Origin of the sequence: Qipengyuania sp., assembly GCF_048550555.1 — a bacterium.
Lineage (GTDB): Bacteria > Pseudomonadota > Alphaproteobacteria > Sphingomonadales > Sphingomonadaceae > Qipengyuania.
This window is the reverse complement of record NZ_JBLYYF010000007.1, coordinates 48,452-66,088: the sequence shown is the minus strand read 5'-3', so window position 1 is coordinate 66,088 and position 17,637 is coordinate 48,452. Positions and strand designations below refer to the sequence as shown.

The window sequence follows — 17,637 nt, the reverse complement described above, 5'->3', positions numbered from 1 at the left end:
TGGCCGACGATATCGACCGGCTCGAAAAGGTCATGGGCTATCGCCCCGAGATCACCGAGCGTTCGATCCGCTTCCGCACGCTGGGCTGCTTCCCGCTGACCGGTGCCGTCGAAAGCGAGGCGGCAACCCTGCAGGAGGTCGTCCAGGAAATGCTTCTCACCACCACCAGCGAGCGGCAGGGCCGCGTGATCGACAAGGACGCGGGCGACGCGTCGATGGAGAAGAAGAAGCAGGAGGGCTACTTCTGATGACCGACCCTATCTACAAGACCGACGCGCTCATCGCCGAGGATATCGAGGCCTATCTCGAGCAGCACCAGAACAAGTCGATGTTGCGCTTCATCACCTGCGGCAGCGTGGACGATGGCAAGTCGACCCTGATCGGGCGCCTGCTCTACGATTCGAAGATGATCTTCGAGGACCAGCTGGCCGCGCTCGAGAACGACAGCAAGAAGGTCGGCACCCAGGGTCAGGAAATCGACTTCGCGCTGCTGGTCGACGGGCTTGCCGCCGAACGCGAACAGGGCATCACGATCGACGTCGCCTATCGCTTTTTCGCGACCGAGAAGCGCAAGTTCATCGTCGCCGACTGCCCGGGCCACGAACAGTATACGCGCAACATGGTGACCGGCGCATCGACCGCCGATTGCGCCGTGATCCTGATCGATGCGCGCAAGGGCGTGCTGGTGCAGACCAAGCGCCACAGCTTCCTGTGCCACCAGCTGGGCATCAAGAACCTGGTGCTGGCGGTGAACAAGATGGACCTGATCGACTACGATCGGGCCAAGTTCGACGCGATCGTCGCCGACTACGCGCATTTCGCCGAAAGCATCGGCATCGAGGGCTTCACCGCGATCCCGATGTCGGGCCTCGCCGGCGACAACATCACCACCCGTTCGGACAACACCCCCTGGTTCGACGGCCCGGTACTGATCGACCATCTCGAACAGCTCGAGGTGAACAATACCGCCAACCAGGCGAAGCCGTTCCGCATGCCGGTCCAGTGGGTCAACCGCCCAAATCTCGACTTCCGCGGTTTCTCGGGCCAGATCGCCACCGGCACGGTCAAGCCGGGCGACCAGCTGCGCTCGCTGCCCTCGGGCAAGACCAGCAAGGTGAAATCGATCGTCACCATGGACGGCGATCTCGACGAGGCGGTTGCCGGCCAGTCGGTCACGATCACGCTCGAGGACGAGATCGACTGCTCGCGCGGCGACGTGCTGGCCACCGCCGACGCGCCGCCGGAGGTGGCCGACCAGTTCGAAAGCACGATCGTGTGGATGGACGACGAGCCGCTCGTCGTCGGCCGGGCCTACTGGCTCAAGCTGGGCACGCAGACGGTCAGTGTGACGATCGCCCATCCGAAATTCGAGATCGACGTCAACACGATGGAGCACCTCGCCTCGCAGACGCTCCATCTCAACCAGATCGGGGTGTGCGAAATCACCACCGACAAGCGCGTGGTGTTCGATCCCTACACGGAAAACCGCGCGCTGGGCGGGTTCATCCTGATCGACAAGATCACCAACCACACGGTCGGTGCGGGGATGCTGCATTTCAGCCTCCGCCGCAGCCAGAACGTCCACTGGCAGCCGACCGACATCACACGCGACCATCACGCCGGGATGAAGAACCAGACCCCGCGGGTGCTGTGGTTCACCGGCCTGTCGGGTTCGGGCAAGTCGACCATCGCCAATGAAGTCGAAAAGAAGCTGGCGATCATGAACCGCCACACCTTCCTGCTCGACGGCGACAACGTCCGCCACGGGCTCAACAAGGACTTGGGCTTCACCGAGAGCGACCGGATCGAGAACATCCGCCGCGTCGGCGAGGTCTGCAAGCTGATGACCGACGCGGGCCTGATCGTGCTCACCGCCTTCATCAGCCCGTTCCGGGCCGACCGTCAGCTGGTGCGCGAGATGATCGATGCGGGCGAGTTCATCGAGATCCATGTCGACACGCCGCTCGAAGTGGCCGAGGCGCGCGACGTGAAGGGCCTCTACAAAAAGGCCCGCGAGGGCAAGCTGAAGAACTTCACCGGTATCGACAGCCCTTATGAAGCGCCGGAAAACCCGGAAATCCGCGTCAACACGGTCGAAATGACCCCGCAGCAGGCGGCCGACTACATCATCGGCCAGATTCTCCCGCTGAAATGAGAAAACAGGGGCGCGCCAGCGCGCGCCCCTGTCACTCCGCCCCCGGCGCCTCGAATTACTTACGCAGCGGCGCGCCGCCATCGCCGACGATGGCGAAGGCCGACCAGTAGAAGGGATGCGAGGTTTCCTTGCCGTCCATCAGCCGCGCCTGCGACCTCCGCATCGCCTCGGCGAGCTCGACCCCCTCGCCCGCGGCGAAGAAGCCGTCGATCAGCCGGTTGGTGGCGTCGTAATCGTCGGGGATCGGCCAGTGGCTCGCCACCACGGTCCTCCCGCCCGCACCGACGAAGGCGCGGACCAGCCCGTCGAGCGCGAAGCCCCCGCCCGAGACGCCCGCCTCCCGCGTGGCGCCGAGCGTGGCCGCACCGGCTGTGTCGCAGGCCGACAGGATCACCAGATCGGCATCGATCTTGAGGTCGAAAATCTCGGCAAAGGACAGCAGGCCGTCGGACTGGTCATCCCCGAAGGAGGTGAGCAGCGCGGGGCGCGGCGGGCATTCGGGCTGCGGCGCGGTGACCAGGCCATGGGTCGCGAAGTGGAGGATGCGGTACTGGTTGAGGTCCTCCATCCCGAGCAGGGCCGTATCGGTGAAGGTATCGCCGGTGACGATCCTTTCATCCGTGGAATTCGCCCCAAGGCTGCGCGACGCGGTATAGAGCTCGTCCGCCTTGATCGGATAGTCCCAGACCGCCGGCGCCCAGAGGCAATCCTCGCCCCCGGCAAGCGCCGAACGCGTGCCGAGCGTGCCCCGGTCCCCGCTGATCGGCGTGTTCTCGCCGAAGCCGATATATTCGCGCGTCGCTCCCGATCGCGGCGCCTTGCGGACGTCGCGGAAGGCCGAGGGCGAGACGGTGGTGGTGATGTTGACCTGCCGGCCGAGCCAGCTGGTTCCGGTGAAGTCGTATTCGTCGCCCTCGCGCGCGACGCGCTCGACATAGCGTTCGACGCTGTCGTCGTCGGTCACCAGCAGGTTCGCCGGCAGGCGCAGCATGGCCCCGTCGGGTTCGAACACCAGATGCTTCAGGGCCTTCACCTCGGCATCGACAGGGTCGAGCAGCGCCTTGTAGAGCGCGCGCGACTTCTCGATGTCGAAGGGGAAGGTCAGCGTCTCGCCATTCTCGACATAGGCGATCGTCGCGCGCAGATCGTCGACTTCGGCCTCGAGCGCGTTCGGATCGATCCCGACACGATAGGCACGCGCCATCTCGGGGGTGGCGAAAACGGCGAAGGTCGCGCCGTCGAGCGTCGCCAGCTTGAGGTAGCCCTCGCCCGGCCTGAGCGTTTCCTGCAGTTCGCCGAGCGTGACGCGGCCGTCGGACACGGCCCGGAAACGCGGATATTCGCCGAGCTTGTTCTGGATCGACAATTGCTCCGCTTCGAGCTTTTCGAGCGTCGCCTGCTGCGCCGCGAGGCGTTCCGCAACCAGCGGATCTCCAACAGCCTGGCCTTCGAGCAGGGCGATGCGATTGCGCACCTGCTCGACCGAGCGGCCGATGTTGACCGCCTTGCGGAACAGCTGCGAGGCCTCGTCGCTGCCCCCCGACAGTTCGCGGGCGAGCACCGCCTGTGTCTGCGCGAGTCCCGGCCGCTGGAGCAGCTGGCTGGCAAGGAACATGTCGCCGGCGGCCTCGCTCTCGGCCAGCCCGGCTTCGCCGAGGAGGTCGAAATAGGGCACCAGCAGGCGGCGCAAGGCGGGGGCGGGCTTGCCCTGCGCCTTCTCGACCAGGTCGCGATAGGTGGCGAGCGCTTCGTCCTTGCGCCCGCTGCGCGCGAGGAAGCCGGCCAGCTGCGCCTTGCTGCTGAGCAGCGCCGGCGAGTCCGGGTAATTGACCTCGAGCAGGCCGATCGCCTGGCCGTGATAGGCTTGGGCAGCGGTGGCATCGCCCTTGCGCTCGGCGAGGTCGGCGAGTTCGCCGAGCACCTGCGCGCGCAGCCAAAGGATCGAGCGCACGGTCCCGTTGCGAACACCCGCGAGCGTGCCGTCGGCGGCGCTCAGATGGCTTTCCGCCTCGGTCCCCCGTCCGAGCAGGCGCAGCGCCGTCGCCTTGAGATATTCGGTCTGGCCGTCGAGCAGGTCGGCCCGCTCGAGCGGGGTCAGCCCGCCGATGCTGTCGAGCGCGCTCGCCTGCTCGGCCGACAGCCGCGCCGCCAGCGCGTCCGAAATCTCGAGCTCGGCCAGCGCGTCGCCCGGCCCCGTCCCCGCGGGCAGGGGGCGTTCGAGGATGTCGAGCGCGGTCTGCGGCGCACCCGCGTTGAGCGCGTCGAGCGCCTCGTAATTGCGCAACATGCGCGCCATGACGGGATCACTGGCGACTTGTCCGCGCACGCTCGAAAAGCCGCGCGCCGCCTCGGCGTAATTGCCCAGATTGGACTGCAGCAGCGCAGCATTGAGCCGCGCCTCGAGAGCATTGCCGCCCTCCCCGGTCGCGGCCGTCTCGGCGAAGAACTCGGCCGCCTCGGCGAAATCGCCGCTGTTGCTGCGCCGATAGGCCTCGGCGATCACCGCATCGGCGGCCAGCGCCCGCGCCTGCGCCCGGGCGAAGGCGGCCGCATCGCCGGTCTCGGTGAGCGGGATCTCGACATCGCCCTGGACCGGATGGTCGTTGACCAGCGTCGCCAGCCCCAGCCGAACGGCGTCGGCGTAGGCAGCGATGGCCTCGCCGGCGTAGAGCTTGCCGCCGAGCTGGCCGGCCACCAGCACCCGGCGCGTGCCGAGGTCCTCATCGGTGCAGGAATAGCTCGTGCTGCCGGCAAGCGCATCGGGCACCGCCCCGGTGTCGCCCGCATTGCAGCTGGCCGAGGGGAGGAAACGCGCGGTGGCCTCGCCCGCCGGCAGGTCCCGCAGCACCCACAGCGTACCGACCGGCGCGGCCGCATCGCGGCAGACGATGGTATAGCCGCGGTCGAACAGGCCCCCGCCCGGCTGCGGCGGCAGGATCTGCGCCTCGCACAGCCCGTTGGCCCCGATCGCGAAGGTATCGGCATAGCTGACCGGGCGGTCCTGCCCCTGAGCGGGCAGGGCCTGGAACGGAAGCGCCAAGAGTGCCGCCGCGAAGGCGGCGAGGGATTTTCTGCGCATCACTGGTCTCCCTCTTCCTCGTCATCTTCGCCCGGGTCTTCCTCTCCGGCACCGTAAAGCGCGATATCGCCGCCGCTGGTCACCGGATCGTCTATCGAGTCTGCCTGGACGACCAGCGATGCGCTCAGCAGGGCCGGGAAGTCGGAGCCGAATTCGACATTGCTGTCCTGCTCGCTCTGCTCCACCGGGGCGGCGGCGATCGGCTCGGTGGTGGTCACCGCCGCGGCGGGTGCTTCCTCCTCGACCTCGTCGAGGACCTCTTCGCGCTCGTCCGGCGGCTCGGGCATCTCGGTGGCCGCGCATGCACCGCTGTTGATGTTGCAATCGTTGAATTGCGACCCTTCGGCATAGGTGGTGACGAAATTGTCGTCCTGCTCTTCGGTGTTGAACTCGATCAGCTTGAAGAAGTCCTCGCCGGTCACGAAGGTGCCGTCCGCGTTGAGCTTGCGCCCATAGGCGACGACGTCGAGCGGGGTGCTCTGCGGGTCCTGCGAATTCTCGTCGTAATAGCCGCCACCGATCGTCAGCCCCCCGGTTACCGTTATGCCACCCGGATTTGCGCTGGTCCCCGTATTGCGCACCAGCAGGCTGTCTCCGATGGTCAGGAAGATATCGCCTGCCCGCAGATAGCCGAGCGGGTCGGCGCTTCCCGCCGCCGCGGTGGCCAGCAGTTCGTCGCGGCCCTCGAAGGCGGAGTTTTCGCGCAGGCGGTCGATCGTGTTCGCATCGGCCATCCAGAAATCGCCTCCGTAAAAGGAGAATATCCCCGTCGGATTGCCCTGCGGACCGACAATCCCGATCCCGCCCGGGGTCACGATCTCGAGACGTTGCGCATAGATGCCGAGCCTGTCGGTCGCCGCGGCGTCGACATAGGACAGCACGCCCTCGACGCGGACGACACCCCCGGCCTCGATGAAGACGCTGGAAGTCCCGTCGTCGAGCGAGCCTGCGATGGTCATGTCGCGGATGAGGATATCGTCCGATGCCATGCCGTCGAAGGAGGATGCGAAATAGGCCGCGCCGGCCTCGATCCGTTCGAGTTCCGCCTGCGTCAGCGTGTAGCCTGCGCCCTCGCTATTCCCGCCCAGGATGGTCGTGCCCGAATTGCCGACCACACTGAGACCGAGGTACTCCGCCCCGATGCGCGCACCCGAGAGAATGTCGAGATCGCGCGATCGGATGAACACCTCGCGCCCGCCGAAACCGATGTGCCCGTCATTGTCGCCTACGAAACGCACCGTACCTTGCGAGGTCACGTAGATCTGTGCCGTAGGCGCATTGACCGTCGGTCCGCCGAAAATGCCTCCATCGGCGCTCGAGAACGTCAGGTCGCCCGAGATATCGAAAACGGCCGCGTCGTTGATCAGGATCGAGCCGCCGCTCGTCCGCACGAAGGCATCGGCCCCGCCCTGCGCCCCGAAGGCGCTGGCCGCGAGCGAGGATATCTGCATCGTGCCGCCCGAGGCGTCGAGACCGATCAGGCCGCCGAAGTCGTCGCCATCCGCCTCGAGCCGGGCATTGCCGATCGAGAGCGATCCGGCCGAATCGACCACCAGGGACGCCGATCCCCCCACAGCCTGTGCTGTCGCGCCCGTCGTTGCCGAAGCATCGAGTTGCAAAGATCCGATCGAGCTCGTGCCCGCTGCCGAGGTGCGGAACGCGAGATCGCCCCCCCGCGCCGTTCCGGTACCCGAGAAGGCCGTTGCATTGAGTGCCAGTTCGGGTGCGCTCAGGGTCGACCCGATGACCGCGAGGTTGATCGAACCGCCCTGTGCATCGCCATCGGCCTCGGTCCCCGTGCCGCCCGTGGCATTGCTGTCGATCGTCAGGTTCGAAACGCCTGTCGGATCGCCGTAGATGTCGACCACGCTGCCGTTGATCGCACGGACAAGGGCCGCGCCGCCGGTGGCCGATCCGCCTATCACGCCGTCGCCGCCAAAGGCCGACACATCGAAGAGGCTGCCCGACACGAGCGAGACCTGCGAATTATCCGCCTGCAGGGTCAGAGTGCCGCCGAAGGCATCCCCGCCGATGCCCTGCGCCGAAGTGCCGCCGCGGGCATAGGCGTTGACGAAGAGCTGGGCGTTGAGCGTCGAATCCTGGACCTGGATAATGACGTTGTCGCCCGTCGCGCTGCCGCCTTGTTCGATCCCGTCACCGCCGAACACGGGATCGCCCAGGCCGATCAGCGCGGTGCCATCGCTTGACGGGACGACATCGACGTTCGCGCCGTTCGACAGGACGACATAGATGTTGCCGCCCACGGCGTCCCCGCCGATCCTCCCGGAGCCGCCCGTGGCGCCGGCGAAGAACAGGCCCCGTCCGACAAAGGTAACATCGGCATTGTCGACAAGCAGGAAGGCCGAACCACCGGTCGCATCGCCACCGATGCCGGATCCCGAACCGTTGCCGCCGACCGCGCCCGAGCCTCCGCCGATCATGGACACGGTCATCGATCCGCCATTGGTGGCGGAGAAAATGCGCGTACCCCCGAACGCATTGCCGCCGGAGATATCGAGGGCGCCGTTCAGGCTGTTGCCGCCTTGAGCAAAAACACTCGCCAGCATGTCGCCCGAGGTGAAAGTCCCGCCATTGGCGAGCACCTCGATCGTGCCGCTCACGCCGTCGCCACCCCGACCTCCGTCCACGGCCGAGCCGCCGCCGTAGCCGCGCGCGACGAGGGAAGTATAGCCGATCGAGTCCGGGTTTGTCGGGTCGACTGTCGACGGTAGCGCGATGGTGCTCCCCGCTCCGGCCACGATGAAAACGTCGCCACCCGTCCCAAGGCCACCGATGCCGCTGCCCCCATTCGCGTTTCCACCGATCCCGTTGGCGGCAAACATGCCGCCCCGGTTTATGGTGTCGATATGGCGCAAGCTGCGCTCGTTGAGCACCTCTACCCGGCTGCCGCTGTCGATCGCGGTCACCGCGACGACGCCGCCGAAGCCGTCACCGCCTCCGGCAGTCGGGCCCGTTCCGCCCAGACCGCCGGCGGAAGCCTGGATCGACCAGAAACTGAGCGAACCGCCACCGGACGCGGAAATGCCGATGGCCCCGCCCCGGCCGCTGCCGCCCCGGCCTGCACCATTGATGACGCCGCCGCCGATGCCTTGGGCCTGCATGTAGAGCAGCTCGTTGAACGCGATGGTACCACCGCGGCTTTCGACCGTGATCGCGCCGCCCTGGGCGTCGGCGCCGTCGCCGTTGATGCCCGAGCCCCCGGTGGCGCCGGCTTGCCAGAAGCTCTCGCGCTCGACCACGAGGCTGCCGCCCGTCCCGACAAGGATCGAGCCTTCGCCGCCGGTGGCCGCTCCGGCGACCGCCCCATCGCCACCCCTGCCGCCGGCATCGCCGTAAAGACTGCCCGCCGTCAACGCGCTGACGCCACCCAGATCGACTTGCGCGGTTCCGCCCTGGGCCCCGCCGCCATGGCTTCCCGATCCGCCGACCGCGTAAGAGCTCAGGGAGAGGGTTCCGCCGACCATCGAGGTCGCCGAGCCGGTCGAGGTGAACCGCGCCACCCCGCCCGTGCCGAAGCCTCCGAACCCGGCCGAAGACGTGCCGCCCAAACCGAGTGCGTTCAGACGAGAGTCGCCGGTGACGTTCAGTGTTCCATCGGTGTCGATCGAGATCTCGCCGCCGATGCCGTCACCGCCGTCGCCCGTCGTCGCGTCACCGCCGGTCCCGGTGGTGCTGCCGTAGAGGCTGGAGGCGCTGAGAGTTCCAGAAACCACGCCGATCCCGGCCTGGCCACCTGTGCCGAGGCCCCCGGTCGACCCGTAACCGCCCCTACCATCCGCGACCGTGGAAACATCCGCCGCATCGACCCGCGATTGGACGGCGAAGGTCCCCGCGAAGCCACCCGTGCCGTCGCCGCCGGCGCCCAGTCCGGTGCCGCCGGTTCCGCCCTGGCCGCCAAGGCCGTTGGCCGAGAGGGAAAGCGAATGGAAACTCGCCTGGCCGTTGCGGAGCGAACCGTCCCCGCGACCGCTGAAGGTCCCGGCCTGCGTAGTCCCGCCGGTGCCATCGCCGCCGCGTCCGCCCGCCTGGCCGGTCCCGCCGACCCCGCCGGTGCCGCCGATCCCGCCGGAATCGAGAGTGGTGAACCCGCCGATGGTGAGTGTCGCATTGTCGCGTCCGGCAAGCGCGAAGGCGCCGCCCGTTCCCGGCGCGCCCTGATAGGTTCCGCCGGTTCCGTCGCCACCCTCGCCGGCTGCGATCGAGCCGCCATCGCCCGCACCGCCGGTGCCGCCGTAGCCGCCGGCATAGGCGGAGGCATTCCCGCCAATCGTCAGGCTGGCCGACTGGGTCTGCGAACCGTCGGCCTGGACATAGGAGGTGCCGCCGAGCGCATTGCCGCCGTTGCCGCCGAAGCCGACAGTGGCGTCGCCGCCGAAGGCCTGGGCGGAAAGATAGGCGCTGCCGTCTACGGCGATGCTGCCGTAGATCGCATAGACCCCGGCGTTGCCGCCGGTGGCATCGCCGCCCGTATGACCATCGCCCCCGAAAGCGTTGGCCTGCATATTGGCATCGCCGGTCAGGTGAATGACGCCGGTGTCGATGGTCTCGATGAGCGACACCCCGCCCTGGGCATCCCCGCCCCGGCCGCTCGCGCCGAGGCCGCCGCCCGCCAACCCATGGGCGGCGCCCGACACGCCGGCCAGTTCGATGGTCCCGGTTCCCAGAGCAAATACCTGGGCGTTGCCGCCCGACGCATCGCCACCCGAAGCGCCCTGCCCGCCGAAACCGCGGACGAAGAGGTTCGACTGCCCGGCGATCGTCAGGCTGCCACCGTTCGACTGGATGTTCGCGAAGCCGCCCGTCCCGACGCCCCCGAAGTCCGTGCCCGAGCCGAGACCGAACGCGGCAGCGCCCTCGCCTCCGATGCCTTCGGCGGACAGCAGGACGTCGCTGCCGAAATTGAGCGTGCCCCCGCTCGCCAGAAGCTGGACCCTGCCGCCCATCCCCAAGCCGCCGTCGAAGACCCCGAGCGAGCCGTCGGCGTCGCCGCCGAAGCCGGAAGCGCGCAGCGTGGCGGCGCCGAGGACGTTGATGATCCCCCCGCTCTGGGCGATGATTTCACTGGTCCCGCCGATGCCCCGGCGCCCCGCCAGCCCGTTGCCGAATGCCTGCGTGTCCATGCGCAAGGTGCTGCCGAGGCTGATCGTGCCGGCGTTGCGCGCGAGCAGGCGGGTGGTTCCGCCGAAACTGTCGCCCAGCGTTCCGGTACCGAAGAAATCGTTGCCCTCGGCGCGCAGCCAGACGTCTCCATCGATCGAGAGCGTGCCGCCATTGGCGTCGAGGTAGACCTGGCCGCCGGTGGTGTCACCATTGTTCTGGGTAGGCGTCGCGTCGGCGAAGAGGCCCCCGCCGATCGCCAGGGTCGAGCCGTTGCGGGCCAACAGGTTGATGGTCCCGCCCACGACATCGCCCGTCCCGAGGATCGTGCCCTGGGAATGGAGTTCGACTTCGCCCGCGATCGTCAGGTCGTTGCCCGATCCGGCGGTCAGCGCGATCGATCGCGCAGCATGGGCGATCAGCCCGTCGGCGAAATCGATCGCACCGTCATCCGAATTGACCCTGAACGAGCCGGTCGCCCCGGCAAAGACGCTCGAGGAGAAATTCGAAGATCCCAGGAGCAGGATCGTTTCATCGAGCGCGTTGCTGTCGACCGCGCCGGTCGAGACCGACCGGCCGAAGACGTCGTAGCCGGCCGACAGGATGATATCGCCATTGTCGATCCCGGCCGTCGCCGCCGGGTCGAAGCCCAGGTTGCCGCGCAGCAGCATGGTGATCGGGTCGGTAGCGGCCTTGGCGACCGCGTAGATCAGGTGGTTGTCGCCCGATCCGGTGCTCGACGGGCCGCCCGTCGTGCCGTTATGATCGAACGGGCTGGCCACGCTGGTCCCGACGGGTATCTGTATGTTGAACAGCCCGTTGGCGTAGGACAGGTTGACCTGTTCGCCGACGATATAGGCCGACGAGCCGTTGATGTAGGCATTGCCGCGCATGGCGATCTGCGGCGCGGCCACGGCAAAATAGCTCCCTTCGCCGGGCGCGCCGATCTGGGCCCCGCTGGAGATCGTGACGCCGGCAGTTGCCCCCGATGCGCCGGCCAGCAGCAGCGTTCCCCCTGCTGCGTAGCTATCGAAACTGTCGAGATCTGGATCGAGCGTGGTCAGCAGGAGCTGCCCGACATCGAACACGGCGTTGGCGCCCACGATGATCCCGGTGGGCGAGTAGAAGGCGACCATCCCGCCGTTCGAGAAATTGCCGCTTCCGTCCTGCAGGCGCGAGATCACCGAGCCCTGAAAGACGACGACGTTGCCGTTGGTGGAGGGCAGGATGCGGTTGAGCACGGCGAAGCCGCCCTGGCCCGGACCGTCCTGGAAATAGGCCGTGTTCCCGTTCGGCAGGAAGGTCAGCGCATTGCCGAAATTGTCTTCGTAGATGGTCCAGTCGAGCACCGCGGAGGAGGAGGTGATCGTGATGGTATCGACGTTGGAGACCGAGCGGTCGACATTCCCGCTGCCGCGGACGAACACCGGCGTGCCGTTGAAGGCGTCGGCCTGCGCGGGTGCGGGAAGCGCGAGCGCGGCGGCCATGGCGAGGCCCGCCCCGCCAAGGAGCAGCGACGCACGGCGGTTTATCGAACGGACCATGTCAGAACCTCCAGGGAAGCAGGCGCGTGGTGAGCGAGAAGAGGACGCGCACATCGCCGCGGTCGGCGGCAAGATCGGGTTTTTCGAGCGGGACGGCGACCGCGACATCGGCTTGCAGCGCGCTGCCATAGGCGAAGCGCAGGCCGGCCCCGGCCGACCACAGGCGATCGGGATTGAGCGGCGAACGGCTCGGATCCTCGTTCCAGGCCCAGGCCATGTCGGTGAACAGATAGCCTTCCCAGGCAGTCGCGTTCGGTCCCGTTGGCGCGGTCGAGCCGTAACCGATCTCGAAGGAGAGCGCGTAGCCGTTGTCGCCCAGGACGCTGCCCGGATCGTAGCCGCGGCCGATCGAATAGTTGCCGGCGGCGAATTCCTCGAACGCGGGCAGCGGATCGCCGGTGAACTGCGCGCTCATCCCGAGCGAGAAGCGCAGGTCGGGGATCGGGCGATAGTCGGCCTCCCCCTCGATCCGGACCAGCAGCGGGGTGGGGTCGGCCTCGATCCGGTTCGGCGCGACGCCGGCGGCGATACAGGCCAATGCAGCGGTGCGGCAGTCGGGACTGGCATCGAAGATATCGATCCCCTGGCGCAGCTCGACCGAGCTGCGCGCCCAGAGCTGGGGGGCGAAGGCGCTGTAGCCGCCCGTCCCCGCGACGCTCGCGGGATCGACATAGTCCGATTCCAGCCGCAGGAAGGCGGTGCGGACCCGGTCGCGGGTCAGCCGCAGATCGTTGACGGTCAGATCCTGGTCGACATAGTCGAGCCCGCCGCTCAGGACATGGGTGACGCTGCGGCTGCGCAGGATCGGATAGGCCAGCCCCGCCGTGGCGAACAGCGTCTCCGATTTCACGTCGAGCCCGGGCAGGTCGAGATCGGGATCGGTCCAGCTGTAGGTGAACTGGCCGAACATCCTCAGCCCGTCGGCTCCCAGCGCGAAGTCGTGGCCCAGCTGGATCGTCTGCTGCTCGTCGAAATCGATTGTCGAGAACAGCGCCAGACTGGTACGGTCGCCGAGCCCCGTCAGGTCGTAGACCTCGCCGCGCAGCAGCCCGCCGAACCGGCCGAGCGACTTCGAGCCGAGGTTCTGGAAGTTGAAATCGAGCGCACCGCGCCTGCGTACGACGGCGATGTCGCCAACCAGGTCCCCGGGTTCGCCACCCGAGGCGGGGCGCAGCGAGAGGCGCACGTCGACCCCGGGCAGATCGTCGGCCAGCAAGAGGTAGCGTTCGGCCCGGCGGGTGTTGAACACCTCGTCCTGCGTCAGCGGTTCGAGATAGCCCGCCACCAGCTGTTCCGAAGGTCCGGCATCGCCGCGCACGCGCAGCGCGGTGACCCGGCCGAAGACGATGCGCATTTCGGCATCGCCGTTGGACAGGCGCTGCGCCGGGATTTCGACCGTCGCGAGATAACCCGCCTGCTGCAGCCGCTGGTTGGCGGCGGCGCGGACGTCGCACAGCACCGAGATCGGCAGTTCGCGACCGAGATAGTCCTGATAGGCCCCCGTCAGCGCGACGTCGGGCGCCTTCTCGGCTCCGACGAAGCGCACGGAGCTGAGCGTCACCTTGATATCGGCAAGGTCGGGCGCATCGAGCGCGCAGGGCGCACGCTCCATACCCCCGTCGATGGTCAGCGTGGTATCGGGCCGCACCGGCTCGCGCGCCTGCGGCGGCGCCAGTTCACTGCGGCTCGGCACCGACTGGGCCTGCGCCGCGGCGGGAAGCCCGAAGGCCATTACACCCGCGAGCAGGCTTGCCCGCGCGGTGCGCAATGCGGCGCCATGGCCGCGGATGATATGCGTGTTGATTCGCTGGCCAAAGCCCATTCGGATCGCCCCCTCAACAACGCGCTCTTGCGCGTTTGCCGATGTTTACAGCGATCCGGCGAACCCGTGAAATCGGGTTTCTTCTCAATTGCTAGAAGCTTGCCTAACACCGTCTTGACGACGTTGTCATGTATATTTCCGACTCCGGCCGCAAAATCTCGCTCCCCGAGCTTGGGGCTGCATCAGCATCGGTTGCTCGATCACTCGTCGTCGGGGGCCTGCGCGGTCGGCACGTTGGAGGTGCCGATCTGGATGGTGCCCCCATCTTCGACGATTTCATACGAGCCGTCGCTCGTCGTTCCGCTTACATCGACGATGAGATCGCCGATATCGATCAGGGCACCCGAACGCGCAACGAGGCTGGCGGATCCGCCTTCACCCGTGCCCGACCCCGTGTTGACGGCGCTCGCATCGAGCACGAGCGCGACCGCGCTGGCCGTACCGCCATTCAGCGCCTCGACCGAGACAGTGCCCCCGGTTGCACTGCTGCCGGATGAAGTGGCACCAGCAGTGAATTCGGCCGCCTGCATCGCCACGGTAGCATTGTCGACCAGCAACGAGACCTCTCCGCCTGCAGCATCGCCCCCACCGGCCGGACCTCCCTTGCCCGTCGCACCGGCGTCGAGCCTCGTCGAGCCGGCAATCGAGAGCTGACCTGCATTGCTCACGGTCACATCGATCGATCCTCCGTTTGCTGCCCCACCCGATGCATCGCGCGAAACTCCGCCGCTCGCGGTCGCAGTCACGTCGAGGTCACCCGGGCTTGAGCTGTTGCCGATCGTGAAACTGCCTGTCGAACGGATGGCCACCGTTCCGCCCGTCGCGATCCCGCCATTTCCGGTCGTGCCGAATGCACCCGATCCGTTGGCGTAAATCAATGCGGAGTTCGCATCGAGAGAGCCGGAAATGACATCGATGGTCGCGCTTCCGCCGGTGCCGTCGCCCCCGGAGGCGCCGCGATTGCCGGATCCGGTTGCGCGGATCTCGATCGCTCCAGCGTCGACATGACCTCCGTCGACGACAAGCTGAGCCGTGCCGCCGATACCGTTTCCGCCTCGCTCGCTTTCGCCATCCCGGAAGCCGGAGCCGTTGACATTGATGGAGGTCAGGCCCGTTGAGACTTCGCCATTGCCAATCGAGCCATCGCCCAGCCCTGCGAAGGTCCCTACGATCGCTGTTCCGCCTGTACCAGTACCATTGAAACCTTCGCCACGAGCGAAGGCTTGAATTTTCTCTGCGCTAATCATCCCGGTATCGCGACCAGCGAGCACCTTGATCGTCCCACCCGTCGCGTTGCGTCCCAATGCATTGGCGAACAACTGCGCATCCTCGCCGATCGTGATCGTCGCAGGGTTGGTCAGGGAACCGTCGGCCTGGATAAAGGCAATCCCGGCTTGCGCCTCGCCCCATTTGGCCATTTGTTCAGCCCTACAGCATGCGCGCGGCTGAGCGCTCGCCAGCAGGGTGACCCGATGGTCGACGTCGATCGTTCCACCGAAAGCGTGGAGGCCCGCTCCCACCGAGGTGGCCAATCCTCCATTCGTACCGACGCCACCATGACCTTGCGAATCCATGTAGAAATTGGTCGCATGGATCAGCGCGGTGTCATACGTCGCGACCAGCGCTTCGCCGCCCGCGCCCGTGCCACCATAACCTCCCTCCCGGACAGCTTCGCCACCGAAAGCCCAGTTTTCGATGCTACCTCCTCCGAGGGTTAGCACGCTCGCCCCGGAACCCACGATCGTGGCCTTGCCCCCATAGGCGGCTCCGCCATCGGCGCCATTTCCGGCAATCGCGATTGTATCGATGTTGAAGTCGAAGGATATCGATCCGTCGTGCGCGGTGACAAGGACCGTCCCTCCCCGGGCGGTTCCGCCGCGATCGATGGCATCACCTGGGACGTAGCCATTTTTCTGGCTGACGCCGCTGCCGCTTGTAGCTCGCGCCGACAACGTCACCCTGTCGCCGGCGGAAATAGAGCCTCCATCGGCCTCTACCCTGATGTACCCGCCGATACCATTACGTCCGTTGAGCAGTCCGAGCTCCCGGCTCCCGCTGCTCCCATATCCGCCAGCAAAGGCGCTGATTAACTCCGCAACATTGATCGTCCCGCCACCTTCGGCCGCAATGACTATGCTGCCTCCCAGCCCATCGCGGGCGCGCCCATCGCTGCCTGAGCCTTGCGCCCTAAGAAGAAGATCCGTGCCCACATCGATCGTGCCGGAATTTTTCGCCACAACCTTGGCGAAGCCGCCGTAGCTGTGTCCGCCATCTACCCAATATACTCCGTTGGCCGCATAAACGAGGTTGGCATCGGCCTGGAGTTCGAGCCGTTTTCCGGTTTGGAAAGTGCCACCGTCCGCGAGGACGATCGCGCTGCCGCCGGTCGTATCTCCGGTGCTGTAGGTCGCTCGGGCATCCGCGTCGTAGCTGCCGGCCACGGAAATGGTAGCGCCGCTTAGCGCTTCCGAGCGTACTTTCCCCCCGAAGCTGTTTCCGCCCGCGTCGACATAACCATAAGAAGTCAGGCCCGGGCTGCCGCCGATCAGCAGGTCATTGCCGCTTTGCGCCAGCAGCAAGATACCCCGAGCAGCCCAGGCGTCGAGGGTCGCGCGGAAGTTGATTGAGCCATGGTTGGTATTCGCAGTGAACCATCCCGTCGCGGCAATCTTCGTACGCGATTTGAACAGCGCCTTGCGCACGACGCGGATCGTTTCCTCCGGCGCGTCATGGGCGACCGGGCCCACACTCATCGTCCGACCATGCACGTCGTAGCCCGCGGACAGGATGACTTCGCCGTTGTGGACGCCAGCGGTCACCACCGGGTCGAAGCCCAGATTGCCGCCGAACAGCATCGCGATCGGATTGCCCTGCCCCTTGCCGACGGCGTAGATCATGTGGTTCTCGCCGGTCGAGGTGCGCGCCGGGCCGCCGGTCGAACCCGCGTGCCACATCGCGTTGTCCACCGCGGTCCCGACCGGAATCTCGATATCGAACAGGCCGTCGTCATAGCTGACATTGACCTGCTCGCCCGCGATATAGGCGGTCGAGCCGTTGACATAGGCCGTGCCGTTCATCGCCACGCGGGGGGCGGCGACGATGAAGGAACTGTCCTTGCGCGGAGCCGTGATCTGCGCACCGCCTGCGATGCGCACGCCCGCCGTCTGTCCGGACGAGCCGGCCAGTTCCAGAGTGCCGCCGTCGAGGTAGCTGTCGAAACTGTCGAGGTCGGGTGCCAGCGTCGTGAGCAGGAGGTGCCCGACGTCGAACACGGCCGAATTGCCGATCAGCAAGCCATTGGGCGAGTAGAAGGCAACAGTTCCGCCACGCGAGCTATCGCCGGAACCGTAATTCACCCTCGAAATGACTGTGCCGTCGATGATCGCGACGTCACCATTGCTCGACGGCAGGATGCGATTGAGCACGGCGAAATCGGTGGTCCCCGACGCGGAGCGCAGGTTCTGGAAGATCGCCGTATTGCCGCGCGGAAGGAACGTCTTGGCCTTGCCCGAACCATCCTCGAACGGAGACCAGTCGATCACGGTCGTTCTTGTCGAGACGGTAATCGTATCAGTCTTGGCCACCGAGCGGTCGATCGTGGCACTGCCCCGAACCACCGAGGGCGTACCATTGAAAGCCTGCGCCTGCGCGGCCGAGGGCATGAGCAGCGCAGCCGCCATGGTAAGGCCAGCGCCCGATAGCAGCAGCGAGTTGGAGCGGGTCATGGTGTGTTCTCCGGGGCCACAAATGGCCGGAAATGGGCGAGAGGAGGAGCAACCTCGTGGCCGCGTTGTGGGTCCGATTTGCCGATATTCGCCCGAAAAGACCGCACCGCCCATTCGAATCACCCTCCCGCCCGCGCAGCGCGCGGCCGTCCGATCGACGATTTCCTGCGATCCGGAGAACCCGTTCTGTCGGG

At 66.9% G+C, this 17,637-nt stretch carries 5 protein-coding genes and 1 pseudogene; 2 read left to right on the top strand and 4 right to left on the bottom strand.

Translation table 11 applies throughout. From position 1 onward, the window contains the following. Positions 1–248: pseudogene (locus ACN4E0_RS01190) on the top strand (sulfate adenylyltransferase small subunit); the annotation flags it as partial. Next, positions 248–2,155: a sulfate adenylyltransferase subunit CysN gene (cysN, locus tag ACN4E0_RS01185; protein ID WP_419564647.1), complete on the top strand. Its 1,908-nt coding sequence runs from the start codon at positions 248–250 to the stop codon at positions 2,153–2,155. The pseudogene ACN4E0_RS01190 and the gene cysN, both read left to right, overlap by 1 nt. 55 nt (positions 2,156–2,210) lie before the next feature. Here the strand turns inward: cysN and ACN4E0_RS01180 are convergent, their stop codons facing one another. From ACN4E0_RS01180 to ACN4E0_RS01165, 4 genes are all read right to left on the bottom strand, one after another. Beyond that, a complete protein-coding gene (locus tag ACN4E0_RS01180) occupies positions 2,211–5,234 on the bottom strand; it encodes a CHAT domain-containing protein (protein ID WP_419564645.1) in 3,024 nt (1,007 codons plus the stop codon). Then, positions 5,234–11,896 carry a beta strand repeat-containing protein gene (locus ACN4E0_RS01175; RefSeq protein WP_419564644.1) on the bottom strand — a complete coding sequence of 2,221 codons (6,663 nt, stop codon included), beginning with the start codon at positions 11,894–11,896 and terminating at the stop codon, positions 5,234–5,236. Before ACN4E0_RS01175 ends, ACN4E0_RS01180 begins: the two co-directional genes overlap by 1 nt. Position 11,897: 1 nt before the next feature. Next, the gene (locus ACN4E0_RS01170) at positions 11,898–13,718 is read right to left on the bottom strand and encodes a ShlB/FhaC/HecB family hemolysin secretion/activation protein (RefSeq protein WP_419564642.1); all 1,821 of its coding nucleotides are present in this window, start codon (positions 13,716–13,718) and stop codon (positions 11,898–11,900) included. Between the two features lie 200 nt (positions 13,719–13,918). Beyond that, positions 13,919–17,443, bottom strand: coding sequence for a beta strand repeat-containing protein (locus ACN4E0_RS01165; protein ID WP_419564639.1), 3,525 nt, complete (start codon positions 17,441–17,443; stop codon positions 13,919–13,921). Between the last annotated feature and the right edge of the window lie 194 nt (positions 17,444–17,637).

Coding starts and splice junctions, on each gene's coding strand:
- cysN (WP_419564647.1), top strand. CDS start 248: ATGACCGACCCTATCTACAAGACCGACGCGCTCATCGCCGAGGATATC.
- ACN4E0_RS01180 (WP_419564645.1), bottom strand. CDS start 5,234: ATGCGCAGAAAATCCCTCGCCGCCTTCGCGGCGGCACTCTTGGCGCTT.
- ACN4E0_RS01175 (WP_419564644.1), bottom strand. CDS start 11,896: ATGGTCCGTTCGATAAACCGCCGTGCGTCGCTGCTCCTTGGCGGGGCG.
- ACN4E0_RS01170 (WP_419564642.1), bottom strand. CDS start 13,718: ATGGGCTTTGGCCAGCGAATCAACACGCATATCATCCGCGGCCATGGC.
- ACN4E0_RS01165 (WP_419564639.1), bottom strand. CDS start 17,443: ATGACCCGCTCCAACTCGCTGCTGCTATCGGGCGCTGGCCTTACCATG.